A 26122-nucleotide genomic window follows, 5' to 3' on the forward strand; every position below is an offset into this window, starting at 1 on the left:
CAAACAACAATATTTGTAAAGCCGGCGGACGGGCGTTAAGTCAGGAAAACGGGAGACTTTTCTTCTTCCATAAAAAGCGGCCCCTGCCGGGAAGGCAGGGGCCGTTAAGATCAAATAATAGATTCGATTAATTGCGTGGCAGCTCGACGGATACTTCGCGGCCGGATTCGGCGGAGCGCAGCACGCCGTCGATGATCGCCTGCTGGATCAGGATTTGCTCGCCCGGAATCGGGGCCGGACGGCCGTCGCGTACCGCTTCCGCGAAATCGCGAACCTTCTCGTCGAACAGGTTCAGCTTATGCTCGATAAGCGGAATCGGGGTCTGCGTATGAGCACCGTATTCGTCATGGTACAGCGTAATCGAGCCGACCGAGCCGTCCCATACGCCCGACCACGGACCGGTGCCCGCCGACGTAACCTTGAGCCCGGCGTCGGTGCCGAGGAACATCGTCGCGCCGAGCGTGTCCATGTGCATTGCCCAGGAGATTTTGAACTGCAGCACAAGATCGTTCTCGAAACGAACCATCGCCACGCCGAAATCTTCCACCTCGAATTTCGCGGCCTCCGGATGGTAGAGCGGATTGCGTCCGAAGTGGTTCGAGGTGAACGCGGAGACGGTCAACGGGCGAGGATAGCCCATCGTGTTCAGCGCCATGTCCAGCGAGTAGCAGCCGATATCGGCCATCGCGCCGGCTCCGGCCAGCTTCTTGCTGATGAACGTGCCGCCCGGCATGCCGCGGCGGCGGCCGCCGCCCGTCTCGGCGTAGTAGACATTGCCCAGTCTTCCGGATTGCACGATCTCCTGCAGCAGCTTCATGTTCGGATCGTAGCGCGGCTGGAATCCGATCGACAGCATATTGCCCGTGTCGCGGGCGACCTGGGTCATCTCCAGCGCTTCGGCCAGCGTTACGGACATCGGCTTCTCGAGCAGAACCTGCTTGCCCGCCTTAAGCGAGTCAACCGCCGTCCGGTGGTGCGAGACGTTCGGCGTACAGATGCTGACGCCGTCCAGGTCCTGCTCCAGCAGCTTCTCGTGGCCGTCGTAGGCCGCCGCTCCGACCAGCTGCAGCGCCTCGACGAATTCCGCCGCTTTGCCGGGAATAACGTCGGCAACCGCGACGATCTCCACGAACGGCAGCTTGCGGTAAGCCGATACGTGGGCTCTGGCGATTCCGCCGCTCCCGATAATGCCAATGCGTAAATGTTTGCTCATTGAATCGTTTCCTTCTCTCATTTGGAATGGGACGCCGCGGCATGCTCTCCGGCGTGCATTTTGCGGTAAGCGCTCGGCGTCACTTCGTATTTGCTCTTGAACACCGGATACAAGTAATTCGGATTGGCGTAGCCGTGGGAGATGGCGATCTCCTCGATGGCCTTGTCCGTAAGCAGCAGATCCGAACAGATCGCCGTCAGCCGCGTATGCTCCAGATAGTCGCGGAACGTCGTCCGTCCTTCGCTGCGAAAAATGCGCTGGAGCTGCCGCGAACTGATCCCGATCGCTTCCGCGACCTGTTCGAGAGAGAGCGGCATGCTCTCGTTATCCTGAATGTACTGTGTGGCCATCCGATATCGGTGAAAGCTCATATCCCGCTCCGGAATTCCCGTTCTGCCGTCCGCGCCGTCCAGCACACGGACGGTGCGCAGCATAATTTGCACGATGGCCTGCTTGAGCAGCGTGTAGAAGCCGATCGGCTGCTCCTCCAGCACCCGGTACGCCTCCAGAAATCCGTTCATCGCATGAAAGCGATCGACGGCCGGACCGAGCGGTATGCGTTCGAGCGCGGCTATGCAATCGCTCGCCTCCGCCGCCTCCAGCTCGTCCCCCCAGCCGCTTGGCTCGGCGTCCGCCCCCAGCGGCACGATGTCCAGATGAAGGCAAAGCTCGTACATCGGGTCCTCCGGGTCGGATTCCTGGTAATGAACCAGATCCGGTCCGGTCAAGTAAAACATGCCCTCGTGAAGGTCGTAGGCCTGATCGACGAGGATCACCTTCCCCTTGCCCTTCGGAATATAATGAAATTCGTATTCCGAATGCTTATGGAAGTTAATAATATGACCCGGCGGAAAAGAAGCCAGATGGCAGCGCAGCACGCGAATTCCGTACCCTCCCCACCGGAACTGCAGTTCCAGCCGGTCGAGCGCGTCCTGCCGCTCCGCCATCCGGGCATACGGAAAGGGGCTCGCGCTTCCGGTCGCTTTACGGTCGGCCGGCTTCTTCCCCGTCGACTCGCGGTGATCCCGATGATCCGCTTGCATTCCCCTTCCCCCTTCTCCGCCGAAGCTTGTTTATTCCGCCAGCTCGTCGATCCGGATCGGGCGTCCCTCCGCCACCGACCGGTTCGATGCTTCCATCAGCTTGGTCAAATCGATCGCGGCAGCGATATTTTCCGTCGCTTCCGTGCCCTGGTTAATATGCTCCACCCACTGGCTGAAAGCATACGGCTGTCTCTCTTCCAGCGCCAGCTTCTCCCACTGACCGCTTCCCCCGTTGTAACGAACGACCGGAACCTCCTCCGGGAATCCGTACAGCAGCGTGCCGTCGGTTCCGTGAAGCTCGATGGAGAACGGAGAATGGCTGTTGACGAAGCCCGCTTCCACGATTCCGACGGCGCCTTCCGCATAACGAAGGACGGTTACCGCGTTGTCTTCGACTTCCTTGCCCGTTACATATCCGAAATTGGCGATAACGCTCTCGGGCATGCCCAGGAAACGTCGAACGAGATACATCGGGTGACAGCCCAGATCGATGAGAGCGCCTCCGCCGCATTGCTCCTTCGAGTAGAAGTGGGCCGGCAGCCAGTTCGCGGTCGCACCGTTATGCGACAGACGCACTCTTGCGAGCGTCAGCTTGCCGAGCTTGCCTTCGCGAAGCACGCGATCGATCGTTTGCGTATAGTTGTCGTAGAGGCGCGGAAGGGATACCGTCAGCTTGACGCCCGCTTCCTTGACCGCCGCGATAATCTCCGACACTTCCTTCGCCGTAGGGGCGATAACCTTCTCCGTGAAAATATGTTTGCCTGCTTTGGCCGCCTTTACCATCACGTCGCGATGAATATTCGTAGGCGCGTCCACGATGACGGCGTCGATTCCGTCCTGGGCAAGCATCTCGTCGAGCGACGCGTAATACGGCACTCCGTACTGCGCGGCTTTGGCTTGTCCGCGTTCCGGCTCTTCGTCCCAGATCGCGGCGAGCTCCGTCCCGGGGTGCTCCAACGCTTGCTTCGTGTAATCGTCCGCATGAACGTGCCAATAACTGATTTTACCGATCCGAATCATAGTGCGCCTCCTTGGCCGTTGACTTAAAATATACGACAACAATGACAGATTACACAACTTTCTTTGCTATTATAATTAGTTTTCGTGCCATTTAAACTATAAAATAGCGACATGAACACCTCAACTCGCCTCCCTTGATTGTAAATGCGCGAAGGGATACGATTAGAGGAGCAACTTTAATCGACCGAACAGAAGGAGATCCGTCATGTCCGAATTGAAGCAGATCGTTCACGACCATATCCAAGCTTACTCCGGCCGTCTTGCGGAGATCGCGGCGTTCATCGGCGCACATCCGGAGCTGGGGCACGAGGAAAAGCAGGCCTCCGCCTTGCTTGCGGCCGAACTGGAGACGCTTGGCTTCCGCGTAGAGCGAGGCGTGCTGGGGCTCGCGACCGCGTTCGTCGCGGAATACAATTCCGGGGCGCCCGGCCCGGTAATCGCGTTGCTTGCCGAATATGACGCCCTGCCGGAAATCGGCCATGCGTGCGGACATCATCTGATCTGCACGATGGCGCTCGGGGCCGCCGCCGGCTTAAGGGCAATCGCGGACCAAACGGGCGGGGCGATTCGCGTCTACGGAACGCCCGCGGAAGAAACGAAGGGCGCCAAGGTGGACATGGCCGCCGCGGGTCTGTTCGACGATTGCGATATCGCGATTATGGCGCATCCTTACCATAGCTATGAGCGGTCCGGCTCCTCTCTGGCCATGGACGCGCTGCAATTCGAATACCGGGGCAAAGCGGCTCACGCCGCGGCGAATCCGGAGGACGGCATTAACGCGCTGGACGCCGTTATCCAGTTGTTCAACTCGGTGAACGCCCTGCGCCAGCAAACGCGAAGCGACGCCCGCATCCACGGCATTATTTCGCACGGCGGGCAGGCTCCGAATCTGATCCCTGATTACGCTGAAGCCCGTTTTTATGTCCGCGCCGCGACGCGCGCCTATACCGACGAGCTGGTTCGCAAGGTCAAAGCCTGCGCCGAGGCGGCCGGCATCGCGACGGGCTGCCCGCTGTCCGTCAGCAATTACGAATATTCCTACGACGAGCTGCGGACGAACGAGGCGCTGTCGGCCGCTTTTACGGCGAACTTGATCGCCAGCGGTATCCCGGAGGAGGAAATCCGCCGCGGCCACGACAACGGCTCTCTCGACCTCGGCAACGTCAGCCTGCGTTGTCCGTCCGCGCATCCTTACATTAAAGCGGTCGACGAGCCCTATCAGCTGCACACGGTCGAGTTCAGAGACGCCGCGCAAACGGCCAAAGCCTACGAAGCCATGGTTTTCGGGGCGACGATGCTCGCATACACCGGCTGCGACGTGCTGACGGACGCCTCTTTGCTGCGGCGGATCAAGGAAGAATTTGCGCGTCCATGACCCGAATATTGTTTTGACACGATTCGATTCTTGGCATAAAATTCAGATATACCCGCAAAACGCAAACATAAGTTCGATTGGCTTCATTCCAATTCCAAGGGGAAAGGCGGCGCTGGAAGGTGAGCGAAATGCAGGAAGTTCTGCTGGAACTGCGGAAAATAAACGGTCGCATCGGCAATCTCGAGGACAAGTTCGATTCTTTGGAAAACAGGTTCGACACTCTCGAGGGCAGATTCGATACTCTGGAAAACAGGTTCGATACTCTCGAGAAAAAGGTCGACCGGATCGACAGCAAGCTCGATGAGTATCACCTGGAAAATATCGCTGCCGACGAGAAGCTGTTGTCAGCCATCCAGCTCACCAACGAACGTTTGGACTACCAGCGCGCTCGGTTGGCCAAAGCCGAGGAAGATATTCATTTGCTGCAGCAGCGATAAGCGAGCGGCTTCCATGAGGCGGGACCTTCGGGTCCCGTTTGTTATGACGATTACATAGGCAGAGGAGCGACATCATTGAACCGACGGCTTATTTCTATCCTTCTTGCCATCGTTCTGGTTACGACCGGATGCGCACTAGCGCAAAAGCCGCTTTCCGATGCGCCGCAGCAGGCGGCGCAAGGCGATTACGATTATGAACTCCTGTTTCCGAGCGACGATTATCCCGAGACGGCGCTGCATATTTCCGGAGCGATCGAGCAAGGCTATTCCGACGTCTGTACGATCGATCGGAAGGGCGCGGAAGAGAACCGCAAGCAGTCGCTTGCCGGAATCGAGACGCGCCGCGGCTATGATCGCGACGAATGGCCGATGGCCATGTGCAAGGAAGGCGGCGCCGGAGCAAGCGTCGCATACATCGCCTCCAGCGACAATCGCGGCGCCGGAAGCTGGGTCGGTCACCAGCTCTCGGCTTACGAGGACGGGACTAAAATTCTTTTTATCGTAAAGAAACCCAAGGTGCTCTTCCCGAATCAGCCGCCGGCCAAAGCCTCTTCCGACAAAGACGAAGTGAGTTTTCCGAACTGCGCCGCCGTGCGCGAAGCGGGCAAAGCCCCCCTGCGCAAAGGCGATCCCGGCTACTCCGCGAAGTTGGACCGGGACGGCGACGGCATCGCTTGCGAGTAAAAAACAAAAGTTCTCGCTCGGTCGATATTCGAGGCAGCCAATGCTCTTATTCTTCCTACTTAACAATTCGCGTACGGAACAGCTTCCTTGGGTTAACGTTGCAAGCGGCGCCGTTCCCGGGATTTCTCCTTCAAAGCCTCACTCCGACGCAAAATCGTCCCAAGTGCTCTGCAGGTCCTGGAATAGCTGTTCCTGCCCGATCCGCTTGCCGATGTAAGACTGAACGTGGACCGCCATCTGATAGGTGTTGGCCTCGTAGCCGGGATAACGCTGCCACATCCAGGGCAGGATTTTGTTCTGCTCGATATAGGTCTCGACGTCCGCGGCGAGCGGTCCGATCTGCTCCTTGCTAAAGGGGATACTCTTAAAAGGAGGAATAAATTTAACATCGGCGAAAAACTTCCGTCCCTCGGCAGAGGAAACGAGCCAGTTCAAAAAAGTTTTCGCCTCCCGCTTCACCTTGGAGCTGCGGCTGACGACCCAATAGTTCGGCACGCCCACCTGCAGCTTGTCCATCGCCGCGCGGTCGTCGTTAATCGGCATCGGCAGCAAGCCGATGTCCATGCCGGGATTGAGCTTGTCCATCATTCCCTGCACCCATACGCCCTGCTGCATCATCGCCGCCTTGCCGTTCGCAAAGTTGGCGACCTGCGACGTATAGTCCGTCTGCAGCGGGTTGGGCTGGCCGAATTCCACGGTCAGGTCGATCAAGTCGGTCCACTTGCGCAGCACGGGGTTACCGGTCAGCTTCTCCCGGCCCGTTCTCACGTCCTCCACGTAGGCGATCGGGTCCGGCTGCAGCGCAAACGCCACGTTTACCAAATGATTGCCCACGACCCATCGCTCCGCATAGCCGTTCTCGAACGGCTGAATGCCCGCCGCCTTCAGCTTGACCGCCGTCTCCCGCAGTTCCGTCAGCGTAACCGGAAGCTCTGCAATGCCCGCCTGCCGGAACAAAGCTTTATTGTAGACAAATCCCCAGCCCTCGATCACCAGCGGCATGCCGTAGATCACGCCGTCCTTCGTAATCGCCGGCTTCGTCAGCTCCAGCATGTCGCTTGTCCACGGCTGATCCGACAAATCCTCCAGGTGCTCCTGCCAGAGATTGAGATCGGAATAACCCGCCACGAAAAATATATCCGGCCGGTCGCCGGAATTGAACCTCGTCTTCAGCCCGGCCCCGTAATCGCAGCCGCCCCCGCACGTCTCCACTTCGATGTTCACGCCGGTTTCCTTGGCATACAGCTTAACGAGCGCGTCAAGCTGCTCGGACATTTCCACCTTGAAATTGTAAAGCTTGATTACCGTCCCGCTCTGCTCCTCCTGGTCCGCTCCGATGCCGTCTCCGAAACGAGTTTGTCCCTCGCTCCTGCCGAAGCCGCACGCGGACAAAGCGAGCAGAAGCCCAACAACCGTCAACATTCTCAGACAGCGTCTCGTCATCTCCGTCGGTCGACCCCCTTCGCACCCGTTTTCGTGCCTTTATTTTTTCATTATACACGCTGTTTTCCGAAAATCATTTCACGTCCTCGGCGTCCCAGCCTGACGCAGCGACAACAAGGAGCAAACCGCTGCAACAGCGACCTGCTCCTTGCTTCCCGTGGTATGGAATTATCCTTATCGCGGCCAGCGCTCTTCCTTGCTCATCAACGGCGCGAACGGCTGATGCGGATCGATCTGATACCAATACGCGACCGTCGCGACATCGTCCTGCCGCTCGAACAGTCCTTTTTTGTACACGCCGATCTGCTGAACCGTCACCTTAATATCCTCGTAAAAACGGATCGGATCGAGAATATGCCAGCGATAAAAGCCGCGCATCGGCGGAACGTCGTCGTTGTGATACAGGTTGTGCACGACGTCGTCGTGGCTCGAGTAATACGGATAGCCCATATACGGCGTGCAGTAGGTGTTCTCGACCGTTTTGCCGTTCTGCTGGGTAGCGAAGCTCCATGCACCGCCGAAATAATCCTCGGTGCCGGTGCCGCAAATCGTCGGGTACTCGTCGTCGCCGTCGATAAACATTTTGACTTCCCCTTCGCCCCACCAATGCCGTTCCAGCGTCGTCAGCGCCATGTACGTCCCGACGTACTGGCCTCTGCCCTTGACGTCATCGAGGATGACGTAGTCGTCCTGCTTGGCGGTGAGCCGCTGACGCTTCCATTGCGCGTGGAAGTAGGCCGTATTTTCCGGAAGCTCGTCATGCAGGCAGTAATCGATCTGGTAAAATAACGCCGGAATCGCCGCTTCGTGCTGATTCTCGATCGTGATTTTCGCTTTTTTGCGGAACGGCATCGGGAAGTAGCAGTTAAAGCCGCGCGTTGGATTGACGACGATCGGAATCGAGTTGACCGTGCAGCCCCGGGCAAAGCCGTTGCAGAAGAAGTCCCCGAGCGGGCTTTCCACGGAAGGCTCGGTCTCGTCGTCCCAATACATCCGCAGCACCAGATCGCGCAGAACATAAGTATCCTGCTCCGTCCGATCGGTGACCGTGACCCAAATATGCTCGATGATCCCGGGGCCCTCCATCTCCGCCAAAGTGACGGTCGCGCCCGACGCTACGTCCCGCAGGCAGGGAGCGCCTTTGCGGGAAGGGCCGAGAGGGCTGGCGGCCATGCCGCCCTTGCCTTTCTCCCCATGGGGGTTTTCCGCGTTGATGGCCCGGCTTCTTCCGCTTTTCAGCAGCGGCAGCGCAGTCAGGCCGCCCATGAATGGGTTGTCGATCATAATGTGCAGTCTCCTTTAGATGAGATAATGAAACGGGATTACCCTTTGACGCCGCCCGCCATGATGCCTTCCATAATTTGCTTCTGGAATACGGCGACAAAAACAATAATCGGCAAAATGATGATCCAGCCCATCGCGCTGACGAGATCCCACGGTACGGCGTACATATTGTCCCGCAGCGGCAATTGCGTAATCGCCGTCGACAGCACCGAGATGCCGTTGGAATAGAACAGCGGCGTAAAGAAATTGTTCAGGCACGTAATGAAGTTGACGATACATACGGTCGCCAGCGCCGGACGCAGCAGCGGCAGCGTCACGTAGTACAGCGACTGGAAAAAGCCGCAGCCGTCGATCGAAGCCGCTTCCTCGATGGAAACCGGAATATCCTTGAGATAGTTTTGCAGGATCAGAATCGTGAACGGCAGAATGCCGCTGATGTACAAAACGATCAGCCCGGTATACGTGTCGTACAGATGCACGTAGCGCAGGAAATCGTACAGCGGACGAGCGGTGACGATGTCGGGAATGAGCATCGACGCCAGCAGGAACGCCGCCGCGAACGTCAGCCATCTGCTCTTGAAGCGCGCGAAGCTGAAGGCGGCCATGACGGAGATGATCATCCCGACCAGAATCGATACGCCGACAATGATCGCCGTGCTGCCGATTTTCTTCATCAGACCTACGTTGTCGATCAAATACTTGTAGCTGTCCAGCGTCGGATGGAGCGGCCAGTAGCGGATCGGCTTGGAAAACAGCTCGCCCGCCGGCGTAATGGAGGAAATGAAAATCCACCATAACGGAAATAGGATGAGAAACGCCACAACGGCCGCCAGCAGCCACTTGAATCCGTGGAGAAACAACGGGCGTGAAAACTTGGTCACCATATTCGTTCGCTCCTTAATAATCGACGCGTTGGGCGGCCTTCATGCTGAGACCGCTGAGCAGAGCCATCACGATGAAGAGAACGACGGCGATCGAAGCGGCGTAACCCGTATTCAAGTTCGTGAACGCCTCTGTCGTAATCCGGTAAGCGATCAGCGCGGTACTCTCGCCCGGGCCCCCGCTGGTCATCGCGTAGACGACGTCGAAGGAAGTAATTCTCCACATCGTGAAGAAGATGCTGAGCACCCATATATTTTTCGAAAGCAGCGGTAAAGTGATGCGGAAGAAGGAACGGATCGGTCCCGCTCCGTCGATTTTGGCCGCTTCGTACATGTCCGAAGAGATAAATTGCAGGCCGGCGAGAATGAGAATGGCGAAGAACGGCAAGTCCTTCCACAGGTCGACGGCAATGACGGCATAGCGGGCCGTATTCGTATGAATGAGCCAGTCCATGCTGAACGACGGGTTAAACCAGCGCACGAAATCGTTGATCAAGCCGTAATCGTTGTTGAACGCCCATTTCGAAGCCATGGCGATGACGACCATCGGCATCGCCCAAGGCAGCAGCACGATCGTGCGCAGCAGCTTCTGGGCTTTGATCTTCATGTTCAGAATCAGCGCCAGGGCAATGCCCAATACCAGATGCCCGATCATCGATCCGACCACGAAAATAACCGTAAACTCAATCGAAGTCAGCATCTTGGAATCGTGAAACATATCGACGTAGTTGCGGAAGCCGATAAACTCGTTCAGCCCCCGAAGCAGCTTGATGTCGTAAAAGCTGACCCGAAACGTCTCGAGAATCGGGTAGATGGTCGTGAACAATCGGATGATCAGCGCCGGGAGGACGAGGACCCAAGCCAGGGTCAAATATTTTCTGCTTAAGTACATGGCAAAGCGCCTTTCCTTGTGGAGTATCGATGCGGGCGGCGGCCCGCAAGCAAGCCGGGGATGAACGAATTGCCGCCTCGATCATCCTCCGGCCGATTGGCTTGCGGAACAGTGCCTGCCGAGCCTGCCTTATTTGTATCTTTCGACGGCTGCTTGAGCCTTCGTGCAGAATTCATCCAACGTAATTTTGTCCTGAATGTAGTTCTGGAACAGCGTGCCCATCTCGGAGATGAACTCCATCGTCTGCGGAAGCATCGGACGGCCGCGAACTTCGCTGGTCTGTTGAATCTGCGTGTAGACTTCCTTGATGTCGCCGGATACCGCTTCGTTCCCGGCGGCATCGGCTCTTGCCGGATACTTGCCGAAGTATTTCCAGCCATCCAACTCTCCGTCGACGCTGGCGGCGTATTTCAGGAACTTGGTTGCCGCTTCTTTGTTTTTGGAGGAGGAGTTCAGCACAAAGCTCCAGGAATCGGTGAAAATGCTGCGTTTGGCGAATTGCGGCATATTGATCATATGGATCTGATCTTTGCCGTAGCGGCCCGCTTGCTCGTAATCGGTGCCGGTGCCCCACATAAACACCATCGCGTATTTGCCGTCGATGAACTTCTGGTTCATCTGCTCGTATTTGTCGGCGATCTGATCCACCGGGGTGACCTTCCACGTATTGGCCATGTCGTACATGAATTGAATAGCTTTGCGGCTGCCCTCGTTCGTCCAGTCGAAGTAATCTCCGCCGAACAGGTTCACGAAAGTCGCGATTTCGTTAAACACGTACGTTTTTTCCCAGGAACCGCCGTAGCCGTATTGTCCGTCTTTCGTGGCGGCTTTCATAAACTTGACGAAGTCCTCTTCGGTCTCGATCGAGGTCATGCCCGCTTCATCCAGCTTCTTCTGGTCGACCCAGAGGCCTAAATAACCGGAATAGCTCGGTACGCCGATTACATCGCCCTTGGTCGACGTCAGCATGTCCTCCATGTAACCTTTCGGAAGCTGGCTGTAGACGTCCTCGGTCAACACGGTATTTTGCAGCGGCTCCAGCCAGTTGGCATTTTTGAAGGAAGTCGCCATTTCGTCGTTCACTTCGAGAATATCGACCGAGCTGTCTCCCGACGACAGGATGGTCGAAACCTTCTGCTGACGCGTATCGGAATCGGTCGGGGCGGCTACCCAGTTGATCTTGACGCCGCTTTTCTCCTCCGCTTCCTTCAGCCACTCTTGAAAGCCCGGCTTGGTCGACTGGATGGTGTAGAGCGTGATTTCATCCTTGCCGCCCGACGGGTTCTCGGAGCTGGCTGCGGGGTTTGACGAAGCGGCTCCGTTGCCAGCCGCGTTCTTGTCGGAGTTGGAGCTCGAACAAGCCGATAATAGGACGGCAGCCGCCGTCAACGTTGCCAAAACCAAGGATGCTGACTTTTTCACGTGATTTTCTCTCCCTTTTCATTTTGAACTTCGCGGCGAACCACGGGGTTCGGGGCGCTTCGTACAACTCCAGTATAGAAGAGCCGCAAATGCGAAAATACAACCGATATTGATCAAAAATGTGTAAGATTGTGAGGTGCCTTGAACTTTAAAAGAGGCGATGTTAGACTGAAAGCCAAATTCCGCAGACGGGAGAACCGCTATGAAAATTCGCAGCAGCATCCGCTATAAGCTGAGCGTTTTTCTGTTGATTTCCATCATCCTTCCGATCGCCGCCTCCATCTTCCTTTCCTTTTTCTACACTAAGCATTCCCTAAAGGAAGACGCCATACGCGAAAATTCCAATATCGTGCACCAGGGAGCGACCAGTCTGATCAGCCAGCTGAATCAGATGAACAGTCTGTCCCTGTCCGTCTATACGAACGTCCACGAAGCGAGCAGCCTGTACAACATCCTGAACCGGGGCCGCAGCGATTACATGGTCGAACGAAACCTCTACTCCGGCCTGCACGCCATCGAGCAATCCGCGAAGGAGGTTCAGCAGGTGTACCTGTACTCCGATCTCGCCGATCAGTCTTACTTGCTCATTAACGGCTTTCTGAAGCGCGACGTCGGCCAGGCGGGCCTCGAGGGCCATTACGTGCAGCCGCTGAACAAGGACGACCCCTATTTCGAGCCGCCGCACACTTCTCACAATTACGGCATGGAGGAGTTTCCCTACAGCCCGGTCAACACGGTGCTGACGATTCATCGTCCGGTGTACCGCGCTCCGCTGAAGGAGCGCATCGGGGTGCTGTCGATCGATTTCAAGCTGGACATGCTGCGCAATCTGAGCGATATGCTATATGATAAGGACAACGAACATTTGTATTTGCTGGACGATACCGGAACGACCGTCTACTCCTCCGAGACCGAGTGGATCGGGCAGAAGCCGCCTCAGGGCTGGCTGCAGCATGCTCGCTTCAACCTGTTTCAGTCGGGCTATTTTGACTGGAAGGACGACGATTTTCACGGCATTGTCGTCTACGAGAAGTTTGAGTTGATCGGCCGGGTGTGGACGATTGCCAAGCAAATTCCGAACGACTATCTATACTCCAACGCCTCGCGCGTGCTGCGGATCAACATGATTTTGCTGGTGTCGTTCCTGATCGTGGCCATCGCGGCCACGCTGTTCGTCTCCGTCAAGCTGACCGCGCCGATCAAGCGGCTGACCGAATCGATCAAGAAAATCAAGCTGGGCAAGCTGCAGCTCGATCTTGTGCCGGACCGCAGCGACGAGGTCGGCGTGCTCGGCCATACGATCAAGAACATGGTGGACACCATCGACAATCTGATCATGCGCGAGCTGCGGCTGGAGCTGGCCAACAAGGATAATCAGCTTAAAGCGCTGCAAGCGCAGATCAACCCGCATTTTATCTACAACACGCTGCAATCGATCGGCTCCGTGGCGCTGCATCATCAGGTGCCTAAAATTTACGAGCTGACCTCCTCGCTCGGAGCGATGATGCGCTATAACATGAACACGGAAGAGTCCGTCGTTCCGCTGTATAAAGAGATTTCGCACGTCGAAGCCTACTTGGAGCTGCAAAAGCAGCGTTTCAAGGAGCGGCTCGGCTTCCAGATACGGACGGATGAGGCCAATCTGGCGTTCAAAATGCCGAAAATGATTTTGCAGCCGTTGGTGGAAAACTGCTTTAAACACGGCTTTGAAAATAACAGCGGTCCGCTTGAAATTACGCTGGTCTGCCGAAGCGACGGCGAAGCGCTGCGAATCGTCATCGAAGACAACGGCTTGGGCGTGCCTCCGGAACGCCTGCGACGGCTGAGCGAGTCCATTGAGCAAGGGGAAACCGACAGCGCTGCGGACGGCAGCATCGGCCTGATCAACGTCGTCTCCCGGCTGCGGCTGTACAATGGGGAGGAGTCGCGATTGCTCGTCCGCAATTTGGAGCCATCCGGCTTCTCCGTCACCTTGATTATCCCGGCCGGAAAGGAGGGCGCATCCGTATGAAGGTGCTGATCGTCGACGACGAACAGGACGTAAGAGACTCGATCCGGCTGCTTGTCAACTGGGCCGAATTCGGAATTACACGCATTCTGGAGGCTTCCGACGGCGCGGCGGCGATGGAGCTGATTCGCAGCGAGAAGCCGGAAATTATTTTTACGGATATGAAAATGCCAAACGTGGACGGAATCGGGCTGCTGCAGTGGATCGAGACCGAGGCTCCCGAGTCCAAGCGCATCGCGGTCAGCGGCTACGACGATTCATTGTATATCCGCAAGACGATGAAGCATGGCGGACTCGACTATCTGCTGAAGCCGATCCAGCGGGGCGAGCTGTTGGAGGCGCTGCGCAACGCCGTCAGCTCCTGGCGGCAGGCGGAGGAGAATCGTCGTCTGACGATTCAGAAGAACGTGGAGATCAATCAGACCAAGCCCGTCTATTGGGACAAGGTGCTGACCAAGGTGGTATCTCAGGAAAGCTACTATCGGACCGTTGCCGAGGAGCTGCAAGCGGCCTTCGGTTGGGCGGAGGTTCGCGAATGCCAGCTTGTCATGCTGCTGACCGACCCGCTGCCGCGCGCCATTATGGAGAAGTTCGGGCATAACCCGGACCTGCTCTACTTTCTGATGGCCAACATCTGCAACGAAATTCTCGGCTCGGCCAGGAACGGCTACGCGTTTAAGCATACCGATCCGAACTGCGGGATTGTGCTGCTGTGTACCGGCGAGCTTGCCTCCCTGCCGGACAAGCTCAAGGCGATAAACGAAGCGCTGTATCGCGTGCTTGATGTCCGGTTTTATTTGGCCTGCGGAGCGGTCCAGCGCTTCCCGGATCGAATCGCCTTGGGCTTCTCGCAAGCGCTGCAGACGGCCCGCTCCGTATCGTTCGCCGGCGACGGCCGCTGGATTCGCCCTTATGTCGAGATGGCTGCGCCCGCCGAGAAACGGGTCGTGCTGGCCGAGTACAGCGAGAGCATGATCGTCGCTGTCTACAGCGGGGACCGGCAGCGCATCGCAACTGCTGTGGCCAACTGGATGCAGGCGATCGGGCAGCTTCAGGCCGTCACCTGGGATCACCTCAAATATTGGCGGTACGAGTTCGAGCTGCTGTACAATCGGCTGCTGGAAAAGCTGGACTACTCCGGCGACAATCCGCCGCCTCCGCTGCCTCGCCGCCTATTTCTGCTCGAGAAGGACGGCAGCATTTCCTTGTCGGAATGGGGACGGGAATGGACGGAGGCTTTGATTCGCATCGCCGATGCGCTGAAGCTGGGCCGACAGCAGGAGCATAACGCCATCCACGCCGTCAAAGCGTTCGTCGATACGCATTACCGCCAAACGCTGTCCCTGCAGGAGATCGCCAGCCGCTTCTTCCTCAGCCGGGAGTACCTGTCCCGCAGATTTAAGCAGGTGTACCACGAAAATCTGTCCGATTACATCGAACGGGTGCGCATCGAGAACGCCAAAGTGCTGCTCCAGAACGAGCAGTATTCGATCGCCGCGGTGGCCGAAATGGTCGGCTATCAGGACGGCCGCTACTTCAGCAAAATTTTCGGCAAGCTTACAGGCATGACTCCCCGGGAGTATCGGAAGGGGCTTGGGAGCGGGGGATAGCTCAGAGCAACTCGTTGAGGCTTAGTCGAAGCATCTGTACCCAGCAATTCTATTATCGGATATAATGATAGATACCAGAGGCAGCCCAAATAATATCGTAACGGAGGAGATACGAAATGAGCGAACAAATTATGCAACAGATTCTTTCTGAACTGCAGACGATTAAAACTGAAGTGGCTGGAATTAAAACCGAAGTGGCTGGAATTAAAACTGAAGTCGCCGAGATAAAGTCTGAACAAAAAAGCATGGGGGCGCGCCTTGATCGGATGGAATCCGACATTGCAGAGATCAAAAAAGACACCGCGCTAATCCCGCTCGTACAGCGAGCCGTGTTGGAGAGCCACAGCGATGTGACTACGATCAAGAATAACCAACAGGAGCAGCAGAAGATTCTGGAGCGCCTAACCTATCGTTCCGTATCTCATGAAGCAGACATTGCGGAGCTGCGCCGCATTTAAGTAGGTCCATTCAGGAAATTAATGAAGCAAGTTAATCTGCACGTTGCCAAGCGCCAAAAGAAAGAAGCCTCCCAGAAGTTCACCGAACTTCTGAAAGACCTCTAACCAAACCGACGTTACCCAAATGTTATCTTTTCAGGATCCTGCGAGCGGGAACCCTTGATGCTACAGGCTTTTCAGCCTAAATTACATCATGCCGCCCATACCGCCCATGTCAGGCATGCCGCCGCCTGCAGGAGCTTTGTCTTTTTCCGGCTTGTCGGCGATAACCGCTTCGGTCGTCAGGAAGACGGACGCTACGGAAGCCGCGTTTTGCAGAGCGGAACGCGTTACTTTCACCGGATCGATGATGCCGGCTTCGAACATGTTCACCCATTCGCCGTTAGCCGCGTTGTAGCCCGTGCCTACCGGCTCTTTCTTCAGGCGCTCGACGATAACGGAGCCTTCTTGGCCGGCGTTAGCCGCGATCGTGCGGATCGGCTCTTCCAGAGCGCGCAGGATGATGTTAACGCCCGTTTTCTCGTCGCCGTCGGCTTGAACGCCGGCAACCGCTTCGTATACGTTAACCAGCGCCGTGCCGCCGCCGGATACGATGCCTTCTTCGACAGCCGCGCGAGTCGCGTTCAGAGCGTCTTCGATGCGCAGCTTGCGCTCTTTCAGTTCGGTCTCGGTAGCCGCGCCGACTTTGATAACCGCAACGCCGCCAGCCAGCTTGGCCAGACGCTCTTGCAGCTTCTCGCGGTCGAAGTCGGAAGTCGTTTCTTCGATTTGCGCTTTGATTTGGTTTACGCGAGCGTCGATGTCGGCCTTGTCGCCGGCGCCGTCAACGACGATCGTGTTTTCTTTGTTTACGCGTACTTGACGCGCCGTGCCCAGCTGCTGCAGGGAAGTGGATTTCAGCTCGAGACCGAGCTCTTCCGTAATCACTTGGCCGCCCGTAAGAGCCGCGATGTCTTGCAGCATCGCTTTGCGGCGATCGCCGAAGCCCGGAGCTTTAACGCCGACGCAAGTGAACGTGCCGCGCAGACGGTTCACGACAAGCGTGGACAACGCTTCGCCTTCGATGTCTTCCGCGATGATCAGCAATTGCTTGCCGGATTGCACGACTTTCTCCAAAATAGGCAGAATTTCTTGGATGTTGGAGATTTTCTTGTCGGTGATCAGGATCAGCGGGTTTTCGAGCACGGCTTCCATCTTGTCCGTATCCGTGATCATGTACGGAGTGATATAGCCGCGGTCGAATTGCATGCCTTCAACCACTTCGAGATCGGTGTTGAAGCCTTTGGACTCCTCAACCGTAATAACGCCGTCTTTGCCCACTTTCTCCATTGCGTCCGCGATCAGTTCGCCGACTTCTTCGTCCGCTGCGGAGATCGCCGCGACTTGAGAGATGTTGCTGCGGCCTTCGACCGGCTTGGAGATTTCTTTCAGTCTTTCGACAGCCGCTTTAACCGCTTTGTCGATGCCTTTGCGGATAACCATCGGGTTAGCGCCGGCCGTTACGTTTTTCAAGCCTTCGCGAATCATCGCTTGAGCCAGAACGGTAGCCGTCGTCGTACCGTCGCCGGCGATGTCGTTCGTTTTCGTTGCAACTTCCTTAACGAGCTGCGCGCCCATATTTTCGAACGCGTCTTCCAGCTCGATTTCTTTGGCGATCGTAACGCCGTCATTCGTGATCAGCGGAGAGCCGAATTTCTTCTCCAGAACGACGTTGCGGCCTTTCGGTCCGAGCGTGACTTTTACTACGTTCGCCAATGTATCTACGCCGCGAAGCATGCCGCGACGAGCGTCTTCGCTGAAACGAATTTCTTTAGCCATCTTTAAAAACCTCCTTGAGTATTCTAAGTATTAGCCGACGATCGCGTGGATGTCGCTTTCCTTCATGATCAAATACTCTTTGCCTTCGTATTTGATTTCCGTGCCCGCATATTTAGAGAACAATACACGATCGCCCGCCTTTACTTCCAGCGCGACCCGCTCGCCATCTTTGGTCAACGATCCGACGCCTACCGCAACGATCGTTCCTTCTTGCGGCTTCTCCTTGGCCGTATCCGGCAATACGATGCCGCTAACCGTTGTTTCTTCCTTGGCGTTCGGTTCCACGAGAACGCGGTCCCCTAGAGGTTTAATCATGTAAATAGCCTCCTTCTAAATTTTCTTCATTGGATTTGAAGCCATTTTGTTAGCACTCAATTGTCTCAAGTGCTAATAACCATTTTCTATGATACGGAATTTGAAGCAGGTTTTCAAGTCCTTTTCCGTTAAACCTGCACAAAAAAATGCGGATCCGCGATCGTCGCGAATCCGCATCGAACTATTGGCTTTTGTAGTGTAGCCGTTATACGCCTACTCTATTCAAGCTTTGAAATTGCCGACGAGGCCCTTCATGCGGGAAGCCATAGAGCTTAAGTTGTCGGCGGTCCGGGCCATCTCCTCGGTCGAGGACAGCTGCTCCTCCGTCATAGCCGAGACCTGCTCCGTGAAGGAGGCCGTCTCCTCCGTGATCCGGGCGATATCGTGAATCGACTGGACGACGCTGGCGCTGCCGGCAGACATCTGCTCGACGGACGCCGCGACCTCTACGATGTTGGAGCTGAGCAGGCCGACCTTGTCCACGATGTCGCGGAACGTTTCCTCGGCGTTCTGCATGCCCTCCACCGCGGCGAATACTTGGCCGGCGCTCTGTTCGAACATCGCGGCCACCTGCTCGATGTCTCCCGACATCGTGCCGATCGTATCGCCGATCTGAACGGCGGATTGCTGGGTCTGATCCGCCAGCTTGCGGATTTCCCCGGCGACGACGGCGAAGCCGCGTCCGTGCTCGCCCGCTCTGGCCGCTTCAATCGCGGCATTCAGCGCAAGCAGGTTCGTCTGGTTGGCCACCTCGGAAATGTACCCGATAACCTCGCGCACTTGCTCGGATTTATGGTTCAACCCTCTGACGACCTCCTGCAAGGAACGGAACGCCTTGCCGACCTGATCGATCTCGGAGGATGTCGACTGCAGCAGCTCGGAGCCCGCGGCGGCGCGGCTGACGGTCGTTTGGGCCGCGTCCGACACGCTCGTCGTCGTGCCGGCCACCTGGTTCAGGCCGTCCATCGTCTCCTGCATCGTCGCCGAAATTTCTTGCGACTGGGCGACTTGCGTCTCGGAGCCCGAGGCGACTCTCTCCACCGCCTTGGACACCTCGCTGCTGACCCGCGCGTTCTCTTCGGTGCCCTGCTTCAACAGAATCGCCGAGGCGGCGAGCTCCGCCGTGCTGTCCTTCAATTCCTTCATCATTTTCTGCAGTCCGTCCAGCATTTGGTTCGCGGCGTTCGCCAGATCGCCCATCTCGTCGGACGATGAAATATGTATGCGTCTTGTCAAATCTCCTCCGGAGGAGGCAATGTTTCTGAGCGTGGCCGTTACGTTGCCGATCGCGGCCGACAGATTGCCGGACAACCACTTAAGTCCTATGCCGCCTCCGACAATCAGCAGCAAGAAAATGACGATAACCATAATGAACGTGCCCGTATTGCTCGTCAGATCGCTTCCCGACAGCAGCAGCACAAAGGCGGCCGCCAGCAGCAGGATGAGTACCAAATAGCCAATCGTTAATTTGCGTCCCAATGTCATATCCCGCATCCTTGTCCCTCCCGAGATTCTCGCCCTACTGAAAGCCCTTACTTGAGACAAGTGTATCATAATTCTTCCATTTGGAATATCGGAAATTGACACTTTTTGTTCGATATCGGGCAAAATGGCGCATTTCGGGAGTCGCATGGGCTCTAGCCGCAATTTCCTATTCTTCGAGTTCCATTTCCAGCTCGCGCTGCTTCCGCTGTCTCATGCGCTTGCCGTAGGCCATCGAGGACAATAAGACGCTGAATTCGTACAGCAGAATGAGAGGAACGGCGACGAGCGAATCCGACACGACGTCGGGAGGCGTGACCAGCACGCCGATGAAAATCAGAATAAACCAGGCCACCTTGCGCATTTTCCTCAGCATGGCCGGATTCAGGATGCCGATCCGCGTCAGGAACAGAATGAGCAGCGGAAGCTCGAACAGCAAGGAGATCGGCAGCAAAATATTGAACAGAAACGAGAAGTACTGCGTTACTCCGTAGGTCTGCTCCAGGCCCAAATTGCCCGTCACCTTCTCCGTGAACAGAAACGCCATCGGAAAGACGACGAAATAGGAGAAGGCCAGGCCGACCAGGAACATCGCGAGCGCGCCCGGCACGAATTGCAGCGTCGCCTTCTGCTCCTTAGGTCCCAGCGCCGGACGGACGAAAGCCCAGAGCTGGTACATCGTAAAAGGGATCGCGAGAACGAAGGAGATCAGAATCGCGAACTTCATGAAGAGTCCGATCGCGTCCCACGGAGAGAACGCATGGAGATCCAGATTGTCGACAGGCGCCGCCGCGACCAAATAATCGAACAGCGGCTGCGCTCCGAAGAGACCTCCGACCAGCCCGATCACGAATACGACCAGGCAATAGATGATTCTTTTGCGCAGCTCGCCCAAATGTTCCGTCAGCGGCATCCATTCCGAATCCCGCTCCGTAGCGGCTGTATCTTTCATTCCTTATTTCGCCTCCATGCGACAACAGGGCTGCCCCTTCGCAAATCGCTCATCTGCGCCGAGGGACAGCCCTTATAGAGATAGTTCTTGCCCGTCCCGGTTATTCCGGGAGACGACGATCCGCTTTCGGCTTGTCCGTCTCTTCGTCGGATACGTCCACTCGCTGCGCTCCCCGGTCTTTGGGATCATCCATCAAATCGTTCGCGCCCTTCTTGAACTCGCGAAGCGTGCGTCCGAAAGCCCGGCCCAATTCCGGCAGCTTGTTCGGTCCGAACAGCAGAAGCGCGATCAGAACGAGCAAAATAATGCCCGAAGCTCCAATGCCTGACATGTCGTTAACCTCCTCCTGATATGCGGCGTGCGGAATACTCGTCAGCGATGAAGGCCGCCGTATCCCATCTCGACGATATCCTCTCTCCCTATTGTATCTCCAACCAATACTCTGGATAATAAAACGTCAAATGAAGTGTAAGGGTCGTGCATGACGCAGCCGGGCAGCCCGAAGATCGGCACGTTGCCCAAGTAGCCGAACAGCAGCATCGAGCCCGGGAGCATCGGCGTTCCGTAGCTGACGATATCGGCGCCGGCGGCGGAGATCGCCCCCGGCGTGCGGTCGTCGGGATCCACCGACATGCCGCCAGATACCAGTATCATATCATACCCTTGTTTCCTTAAATAGTGAATTTCCTTGACAATTGTATGACGGTCGTCCGGCGCGAACCTCTGCTCGCCGACCTCCGAGCCGAATTCGGCCAGCTTGGCCGAGACGGCGGGACCGAACTTGTCCGCGATGCGGCCGGAATACACCTCGGTGCCCGTCGTCAGCAGACCGGCTTTCATCGGGCGGAACGGCCGAACGTCGACCGGAGCGGCCCCCCGTTCAGCGCGAAAATCCCGGGCGACTCTCTCGACCTGCTCCACCTTGGTCTTCGGCACGATCAGCGGGATGGCCCGCGTTGCCGCCAGCGCTTCGCCCGGGCGCACGACGCGGCGGTCGACGACGGTCGCAAGCGCGATGTCGCCGATCCGGTTAATCGCCTGCACCGCTTCCTTGGCGACGGAAGCGAGACCGTGAACGGTCGACTTCAAGGTAACCTTGCCTTCCGCGGGCTCTCCGCAGGCGATGCGTTCGCCGGCCAGCGCCCGAGCCATCCGGTCGGCCGCATCGTCCTCGTGCAAATCCGTATCCGCCAGCTCGATCGTGTACAGGTTTTCCTTGCCGATATCTTTAAGCCGCGGCAAATCCTCGGCGGTGACGACGTGGCCTTTGCGAAACAGCCGGCCTTTGAACTCGCCGGGAACGATCTGCGTCAAATCGTGCGCCAGCACCATGCCGACGGCTTCCTCGACTCTCACTTCCTTCAGCTTCGACGAGCCGATGACGGTTGTCGCTTCCTGCCGGTCTTGCCCGGGCGCCATCATTCCAACCGCTCCTCTCGCATGCCCTTGACCTGGTCAAGCGCCTCGGGGAGCACATCCATGACGGCCATCAGATGCTCGTGCACGCCCTTCGGATCGCCCGGCAGATTCAGGATCAGCGTGCGCCCGCGAATCGCGCACACGCCGCGGAACAGAACGCCGTGGCGCGTGCGCCGGGAGACGAACTCGCGCATCGCTTCCGGAATGCCCGGAACGAGACGCTCGGCCACGCGAATCGTCGCTTCCGGCGTGACGTCGCGGTAGGCCAGCCCCGTGCCGCCCGTCGTCAGAATCAAGTCCGCCTGATAATAATCGGCCATCTCGATCAGCGCGGCGCGAATTTCGTCCTGTTCGTCCGGAACGATCCGGTAATCGACGATATCCCCGAGCAGCTCTTCCTCGATCAGTTCGCGGATCACCTGCGCGCTCGTATCCTCGCGTTCCCCTCTTGCGCCTTTGTCGCTAGCCGTCAACAAAGCCACCTTCCAACGCATAGTCCTTCCCTCCACTCCTATAAGTAAGACTCTCTTTTTTATGTCGCCGAACGAACGTAGTCGCCGCTTTTGCCGCCCGTCTTGCCGAGCAGCGCCACCGGGCCGATGACCATGTCCTTCTGCAGCGCTTTGCACATATCGTAAACGGTCAGCGCGGCCGCGGAGACGGCGGTCAAAGCTTCCATCTCCACGCCCGTCTTGCCGGTCGTCTTTACTTCCGCCGTAATCGTCAGCGTATCGTTCCCGTCGTCCGCGAACCGGATATCGACTCCGGTCAGCGCAAGCGGATGGCACATCGGAATCCAGTCGGACGTCCGCTTGGCCGCCTGAATGCCCGCGATCTGGGCAACGGAGAGCACGTCCCCCTTGGCGACGGAGCGCTCGCGAATTCTCCGCAGCGTCTCGGGCGCCATTCGGACCTGCCCCTCGGCAACCGCGACCCGGACGGTGTCGGCTTTGCCTGAGACGTCTACCATTCTGGCCCTGCCTTGCTCGTTAAAATGCGTCAACGCTTGCTCTTCGCGCTCCATTCCGTTCCCCCCTGTCCTGACCCTCCTGCATCGCCCCGTATCGGCCCTCGCGTTACCGCCGACAACGGTTCGATCGTCGGAACACAGCTCTTACGCTTCCCGTCCCGCAAACCACGTCAAGCCTTTGTCCGTAGCCAAGCCGTCCAGCTTGAGATCGTGAGCCTCCGACGGCAGGGCGTCCTGAACGACTTGCGCCGAGAAGGCGAAGCCGATCCACAGCGTCCCGCCTTGCGGGCGCCGCTCCGCATACAAGCGGTCGTAGAATCCGCCGCCGTAACCGAGCCTGCCTCCAGCCGCGTTATACGCCATTCCGGGAACGAGCACAACGTCGAGGGGAGTCGCGGCTTCCATTAATGATGTGCGGCCCGGATCGGGCTCCGGAACTCCCCATCTTCCCGGGGACCAGTCCGACGGATCGCCGATTTCGCGCAACTCCAGCCCTTCGCCGTCCGGCTTCATCCGCGGCGCGAACACCCGATCTCCCCGTCCCAGACAAGCGAAGACGAGCGGCAGCGGCGAAGCCTCCGACCGGTACGGCGCGTAAGCGCACAGGTTAAGCGGACGTCCGAGCCGCCGCCTGAGCGGACCGAGCGCCTCGTTCTCTAACTGCTCGCACAGCTTGCGGGACAAGCGCTCCCGCTCTTGCGCGGGCAGCCCGTCGCGAACGTCCGCCATCCGCTTGCGCCATTCGGCTTTGAGCGCGCCGGCGTCTCTATTTTCCATGAACGGCATGCCTACCTTCAAGAACCAATGAAAACCTATTTTCATTTTAGCATTGAATGTCTATTTTCGCCAAAGGATAACGCTTGGACTTTTCCGCCGACTTTACGGTACACTTGGAACAGCAACATCGAAAAGAACTTGTCGGAGGGATTCCTCTTGCTTCTTCAAGCATCTGGCATTACGAAACATTATGGCGTGACTCCCGTGCTGGAAGGCATTTCGCTGCAGATCAACGAACGGGACCGCATCGGGCTCGTCGGCGTAAACGGGGCGGGCAAATCGACCTTCCTTCGCGTGTTGGCCGGGGAAATCGTGCCGGACACCGGCTCGGTCTCGAAGCCGCGCGAGCTTAAAATCGGATATTTGGCGCAAAACGGCGGCCTGCAGGGCCATCGCACGATCCAGGAAGAGATGAATTCCGCGTTCGGCCCCCTGCTCGAGCAGGAGAAAACGTTGAAGGAGCTGGAGACGCGGATCGCCGATCCCCGGGAGCTGGAGCATGCCGAGCGCTATGAAGCGCTGCTCGCCCAGTACGCGGACGTCAGCGAGAAGTTCCGCGAGAACGGCGGCTACGAGATGAACAACCGCGTTCGCAGCATTCTGCACGGCATGGGCTTCGGCGGCTTTCCTCCGGAGACGGAGGTCGCCTCGCTAAGCGGCGGCCAGAGAACACGTCTGGCGCTGGCGCGGCTGCTGCTTGTCCAGCCCGAGCTGCTGCTGCTCGACGAGCCGACCAACCACCTCGACATTCAGACGCTCACCTGGCTGGAGCAGTACTTGCGGTCTTATGCCGGGGCGATGGTTATCGTCTCCCACGACCGCTATTTTCTCGATGCGACGGTCACGTCCGTCGTCGAGATCGAGCGCCATCAGGCGACGAGGTACACGGGCAACTACAGCCGCTTCATGGATTTGAAGGCCGCGGCGTTCTCCCAGCAGCTGAAGCTGTACGAGCAGCAGCGCAAGGAGATTTCCCGGATGGAGGATTTCATTCAGCGCAACATCGTAAGAGCTTCGACGACAAGGCGCGCCCAGAGCCGCCGCAACGCGCTGGAGCGGATCGAACGGCTGGAGAAACCGAACAGCCTGCGCCAGGCGAACTTCTCGTTCACGACAGAAAGACGGAGCGGCAAAGAAGTGCTGCGGGTCATCCGCTGCTCCGCCGCGCCGCATTCCGAGATGGAGCCGCTGTTCCGCAACGTTTCGTTCGAGGTGAAGCGCGGGGAGCGCGTCGCTCTGCTCGGCCCCAACGGCGTAGGCAAAACGACCTTGCTCCGCGCGCTGATGGACCAGCTTCCGCTGCGGGTGGGCGCGATCGAATGGGGCGTCGGAATCTCGCTCGGTTATTACGATCAGGAGCAGCGGGGGCTGACCCCCGCCAACACCGTGCTGGAGGAAGTATGGAGCGCCTACCCGCATCTTCCGGAGGCGGAGATTCGCACCGTGCTCGGCAGCTTCCTGTTCAGCGGCGAAGACGTTCGCAAGAAAGTCGGCTCGCTGAGCGGCGGGGAGAAGGCCCGCGTGGCGCTGTCGAAGCTGATGCTGCTGAAGGCGAACGTGATGCTGCTCGACGAGCCGACCAACCATCTCGACCTGATGAGCCGCGAGGTGCTGGAAGCCGCGCTGGAGGAGTACGACGGCACGCTTGTCTTCGTCTCCCATGACCGCTATTTCCTGAACCGCATCGCCGACCGGGTCGTGGAGCTGTCCCCGGACGGAGCGGAGCATTTCCTGGGCAATTATGACGAGATGGTCGCCAAGAAACAACAAATGGAGGAATGGGCGGCGACAAATGGCGACAGCGCCGCGGCCGCCCAGTCCGAGCCCGCCTTGACCAACTATGAAGCCGAGAAGCAGGCCAAGCGCGAGGATCGCGCCCGCGCTCGCAAGCGGGAGCAGGCCGAAGCCGACATCGCCCGCCTGGAGAACGAGATCGCCGAGCTCGAAGAACAGATGGCCTCTCCCGAAATGGCCGTCGATTATATGCTGCTTCGAGAGAAGCAGGAGCAAGCGGAGCAAAAGCGCACGGAGCTGGACGAGGTTTATCAAGTGTGGGAAGCTTTGATGGAAGAGTAGCCTCGTGCTTTTGTTTTATTCACATGGTTATACACAGCCCTCGGATATCTGTCCGAGGGTTGTTACTATTCTGACAACTTTCAATCGGTTGGGGCGCGGGCTTTCGGGTTCCTTATTCAGATCATGCGCGCGGCTTTCGCCGAATTTATCCCCATCGTCCACACTATCCACAGAAAAGCTGTGAAAAACTCATCCCCTTTTCAGCGAAACGCAACCTCTTGTCCCCCAACGTTTTCACAAACTTACCCACACTATTCACATGTGCTGTGGATAAGTTTGTCCACATCGTCTTTCTTGACGGAGAAGATTCGGATAAGTTTAGCGAATTTCATACTTGCCGACCCATCAAGCAAAAACGCCCTGCGGCGTCCATAGGACGGCGAACATGCGTTTGTCGGAGACGATACAGACAAGGATAAGGGTGAAACTTATGAATTCTGGTAGAGTAGAGAACTGGAATTTCATTGGAGGGCGCAAGCCCTCCATTTACTTTTCCAGCCCCCCCTTCATCAAACCGGACGTGAGGTTTTCCCTCATCCGGCT

General features: G+C 57.5%; 24 protein-coding genes and 1 pseudogene. 8 read left to right on the top strand and 17 right to left on the bottom strand.

What is annotated here, in order from left to right:
• Positions 1 to 127: 127 nt before the first annotated feature.
• Genes ACFFT4_RS14275 through ACFFT4_RS14285 form a run of 3 tightly spaced genes read right to left on the bottom strand, consistent with a single transcriptional unit; the run spans position 128 to position 3276 of the window.
• Positions 128 to 1213, bottom strand: a complete 1086-nt coding sequence (locus ACFFT4_RS14275) for a Gfo/Idh/MocA family protein (RefSeq protein ID WP_378048656.1) — start codon at positions 1211 to 1213, stop codon at positions 128 to 130.
• Positions 1214 to 1230: 17 nt separating this feature from the next.
• Complete coding sequence (locus ACFFT4_RS14280) at positions 1231 to 2256, bottom strand: helix-turn-helix domain-containing protein (protein ID WP_378048658.1); 1026 nt, start codon at positions 2254 to 2256, stop codon at positions 1231 to 1233.
• A 30-nt stretch (positions 2257 to 2286) separates the two neighbouring features.
• Entirely contained in the window at positions 2287 to 3276 is a 990-nt protein-coding gene (locus ACFFT4_RS14285; protein WP_378048659.1) for a Gfo/Idh/MocA family protein, read from the bottom strand.
• A gap of 205 nt (positions 3277 to 3481) precedes the next feature.
• Between ACFFT4_RS14285 and ACFFT4_RS14290 the strand changes: the two genes are divergently transcribed.
• The 4 genes and pseudogenes from ACFFT4_RS14290 (at position 3482) to ACFFT4_RS14305 (ending at position 5772) form a co-directional block, all read left to right on the top strand.
• A complete protein-coding gene (locus tag ACFFT4_RS14290; protein ID WP_378048660.1) occupies positions 3482 to 4651 on the top strand; it encodes a M20 family metallopeptidase in 1170 nt (389 codons plus the stop codon).
• Positions 4652 to 4770: 119 nt separating this feature from the next.
• Complete coding sequence (locus ACFFT4_RS14295; protein WP_378048661.1) at positions 4771 to 5088, top strand: hypothetical protein; 318 nt, start codon at positions 4771 to 4773, stop codon at positions 5086 to 5088.
• 75 nt (positions 5089 to 5163) lie between these two features.
• Positions 5164 to 5595 (top strand): annotated as a pseudogene (locus tag ACFFT4_RS14300) (excalibur calcium-binding domain-containing protein); the annotation flags it as partial.
• 60 nt (positions 5596 to 5655) lie between these two features.
• Positions 5656 to 5772 (top strand): excalibur calcium-binding domain-containing protein, encoded by a 117-nt coding sequence (locus ACFFT4_RS14305; RefSeq protein ID WP_378048699.1) that lies wholly within the window; start codon positions 5656 to 5658, stop codon positions 5770 to 5772.
• Between the two features lie 138 nt (positions 5773 to 5910).
• Here the strand turns inward: ACFFT4_RS14305 and ACFFT4_RS14310 are convergent, their stop codons facing one another.
• The 5 genes from ACFFT4_RS14310 to ACFFT4_RS14330 form a co-directional block, all read right to left on the bottom strand.
• Positions 5911 to 7215 (bottom strand): ABC transporter substrate-binding protein, encoded by a 1305-nt coding sequence (locus ACFFT4_RS14310; RefSeq protein ID WP_378048663.1) that lies wholly within the window; start codon positions 7213 to 7215, stop codon positions 5911 to 5913.
• A gap of 174 nt (positions 7216 to 7389) precedes the next feature.
• A complete protein-coding gene (locus ACFFT4_RS14315; RefSeq protein ID WP_378048664.1) occupies positions 7390 to 8499 on the bottom strand; it encodes a glycoside hydrolase family 172 protein in 1110 nt (369 codons plus the stop codon).
• 38 nt (positions 8500 to 8537) lie between these two features.
• Positions 8538 to 9383 (bottom strand): carbohydrate ABC transporter permease, encoded by an 846-nt coding sequence (locus tag ACFFT4_RS14320; RefSeq protein WP_378048665.1) that lies wholly within the window; start codon positions 9381 to 9383, stop codon positions 8538 to 8540.
• Positions 9384 to 9396: 13 nt separating this feature from the next.
• Positions 9397 to 10272: a carbohydrate ABC transporter permease gene (locus ACFFT4_RS14325; protein WP_378048667.1), complete on the bottom strand. Its 876-nt coding sequence runs from the start codon at positions 10270 to 10272 to the stop codon at positions 9397 to 9399.
• Positions 10273 to 10401: 129 nt separating this feature from the next.
• Entirely contained in the window at positions 10402 to 11694 is a 1293-nt protein-coding gene (locus ACFFT4_RS14330; protein ID WP_378048669.1) for a sugar ABC transporter substrate-binding protein, read from the bottom strand.
• 202 nt (positions 11695 to 11896) lie between these two features.
• Between ACFFT4_RS14330 and ACFFT4_RS14335 the strand changes: the two genes are divergently transcribed.
• The 3 genes from ACFFT4_RS14335 (at position 11897) to ACFFT4_RS14345 (ending at position 15770) form a co-directional block, all read left to right on the top strand.
• On the top strand, positions 11897 to 13705 hold the full coding sequence (locus tag ACFFT4_RS14335; RefSeq protein WP_378048671.1) for a cache domain-containing sensor histidine kinase: 1809 nt from the start codon (positions 11897 to 11899) through the stop codon (positions 13703 to 13705).
• Positions 13702 to 15312: a response regulator transcription factor gene (locus tag ACFFT4_RS14340; RefSeq protein WP_378048672.1), complete on the top strand. Its 1611-nt coding sequence runs from the start codon at positions 13702 to 13704 to the stop codon at positions 15310 to 15312. The genes ACFFT4_RS14335 and ACFFT4_RS14340 overlap by 4 nt, the downstream gene beginning before the upstream one ends.
• A 116-nt stretch (positions 15313 to 15428) precedes the next feature.
• Positions 15429 to 15770 (top strand): histidine kinase, encoded by a 342-nt coding sequence (locus ACFFT4_RS14345; protein ID WP_378048674.1) that lies wholly within the window; start codon positions 15429 to 15431, stop codon positions 15768 to 15770.
• A 186-nt stretch (positions 15771 to 15956) separates the two neighbouring features.
• Here ACFFT4_RS14345 and groL read toward each other — a convergent pair whose 3' ends face one another.
• The 9 genes from groL to ACFFT4_RS14390 all read right to left on the bottom strand — a co-directional run bounded on the left by groL (position 15957) and on the right by ACFFT4_RS14390 (position 23503).
• Positions 15957 to 17588, bottom strand: a complete 1632-nt coding sequence (gene groL / locus ACFFT4_RS14350) for a chaperonin GroEL (protein ID WP_378048676.1) — start codon at positions 17586 to 17588, stop codon at positions 15957 to 15959.
• 30 nt (positions 17589 to 17618) lie between these two features.
• The gene (groES, locus tag ACFFT4_RS14355) at positions 17619 to 17903 is read right to left on the bottom strand and encodes a co-chaperone GroES (RefSeq protein ID WP_378048678.1); all 285 of its coding nucleotides are present in this window, start codon (positions 17901 to 17903) and stop codon (positions 17619 to 17621) included.
• Positions 17904 to 18125: 222 nt separating this feature from the next.
• Positions 18126 to 19397, bottom strand: a complete 1272-nt coding sequence (locus ACFFT4_RS14360) for a methyl-accepting chemotaxis protein (RefSeq protein WP_378048680.1) — start codon at positions 19395 to 19397, stop codon at positions 18126 to 18128.
• A 157-nt stretch (positions 19398 to 19554) separates the two neighbouring features.
• Positions 19555 to 20337 (bottom strand): twin-arginine translocase subunit TatC, encoded by a 783-nt coding sequence (gene tatC, locus ACFFT4_RS14365; protein WP_378048682.1) that lies wholly within the window; start codon positions 20335 to 20337, stop codon positions 19555 to 19557.
• A gap of 100 nt (positions 20338 to 20437) precedes the next feature.
• Complete coding sequence (gene tatA, locus ACFFT4_RS14370; RefSeq protein WP_378048684.1) at positions 20438 to 20668, bottom strand: twin-arginine translocase TatA/TatE family subunit; 231 nt, start codon at positions 20666 to 20668, stop codon at positions 20438 to 20440.
• Between the two features lie 41 nt (positions 20669 to 20709).
• The gene (locus ACFFT4_RS14375; protein WP_378048687.1) at positions 20710 to 21759 is read right to left on the bottom strand and encodes a molybdopterin-binding protein; all 1050 of its coding nucleotides are present in this window, start codon (positions 21757 to 21759) and stop codon (positions 20710 to 20712) included.
• The gene (locus tag ACFFT4_RS14380) at positions 21756 to 22250 is read right to left on the bottom strand and encodes a MogA/MoaB family molybdenum cofactor biosynthesis protein (RefSeq protein WP_378048688.1); all 495 of its coding nucleotides are present in this window, start codon (positions 22248 to 22250) and stop codon (positions 21756 to 21758) included. Before ACFFT4_RS14380 ends, ACFFT4_RS14375 begins: the two co-directional genes overlap by 4 nt.
• A gap of 38 nt (positions 22251 to 22288) precedes the next feature.
• Entirely contained in the window at positions 22289 to 22780 is a 492-nt protein-coding gene (moaC, locus tag ACFFT4_RS14385; protein WP_378048690.1) for a cyclic pyranopterin monophosphate synthase MoaC, read from the bottom strand.
• Positions 22781 to 22870: 90 nt separating this feature from the next.
• Positions 22871 to 23503: a 5-formyltetrahydrofolate cyclo-ligase gene (locus ACFFT4_RS14390; protein WP_378048692.1), complete on the bottom strand. Its 633-nt coding sequence runs from the start codon at positions 23501 to 23503 to the stop codon at positions 22871 to 22873.
• Between the two features lie 156 nt (positions 23504 to 23659).
• On the opposite strand from ACFFT4_RS14390, the gene ACFFT4_RS14395 reads away from it, so the two are divergent.
• The gene (locus ACFFT4_RS14395; protein WP_378048693.1) at positions 23660 to 25579 is read left to right on the top strand and encodes an ABC-F family ATP-binding cassette domain-containing protein; all 1920 of its coding nucleotides are present in this window, start codon (positions 23660 to 23662) and stop codon (positions 25577 to 25579) included.
• Positions 25580 to 26122 lie beyond the last annotated feature (543 nt).

Origin of the sequence: Cohnella cellulosilytica (assembly GCF_042431195.1) — a bacterium.
Lineage (GTDB): Bacteria > Bacillota > Bacilli > Paenibacillales > Paenibacillaceae > Cohnella > Cohnella cellulosilytica.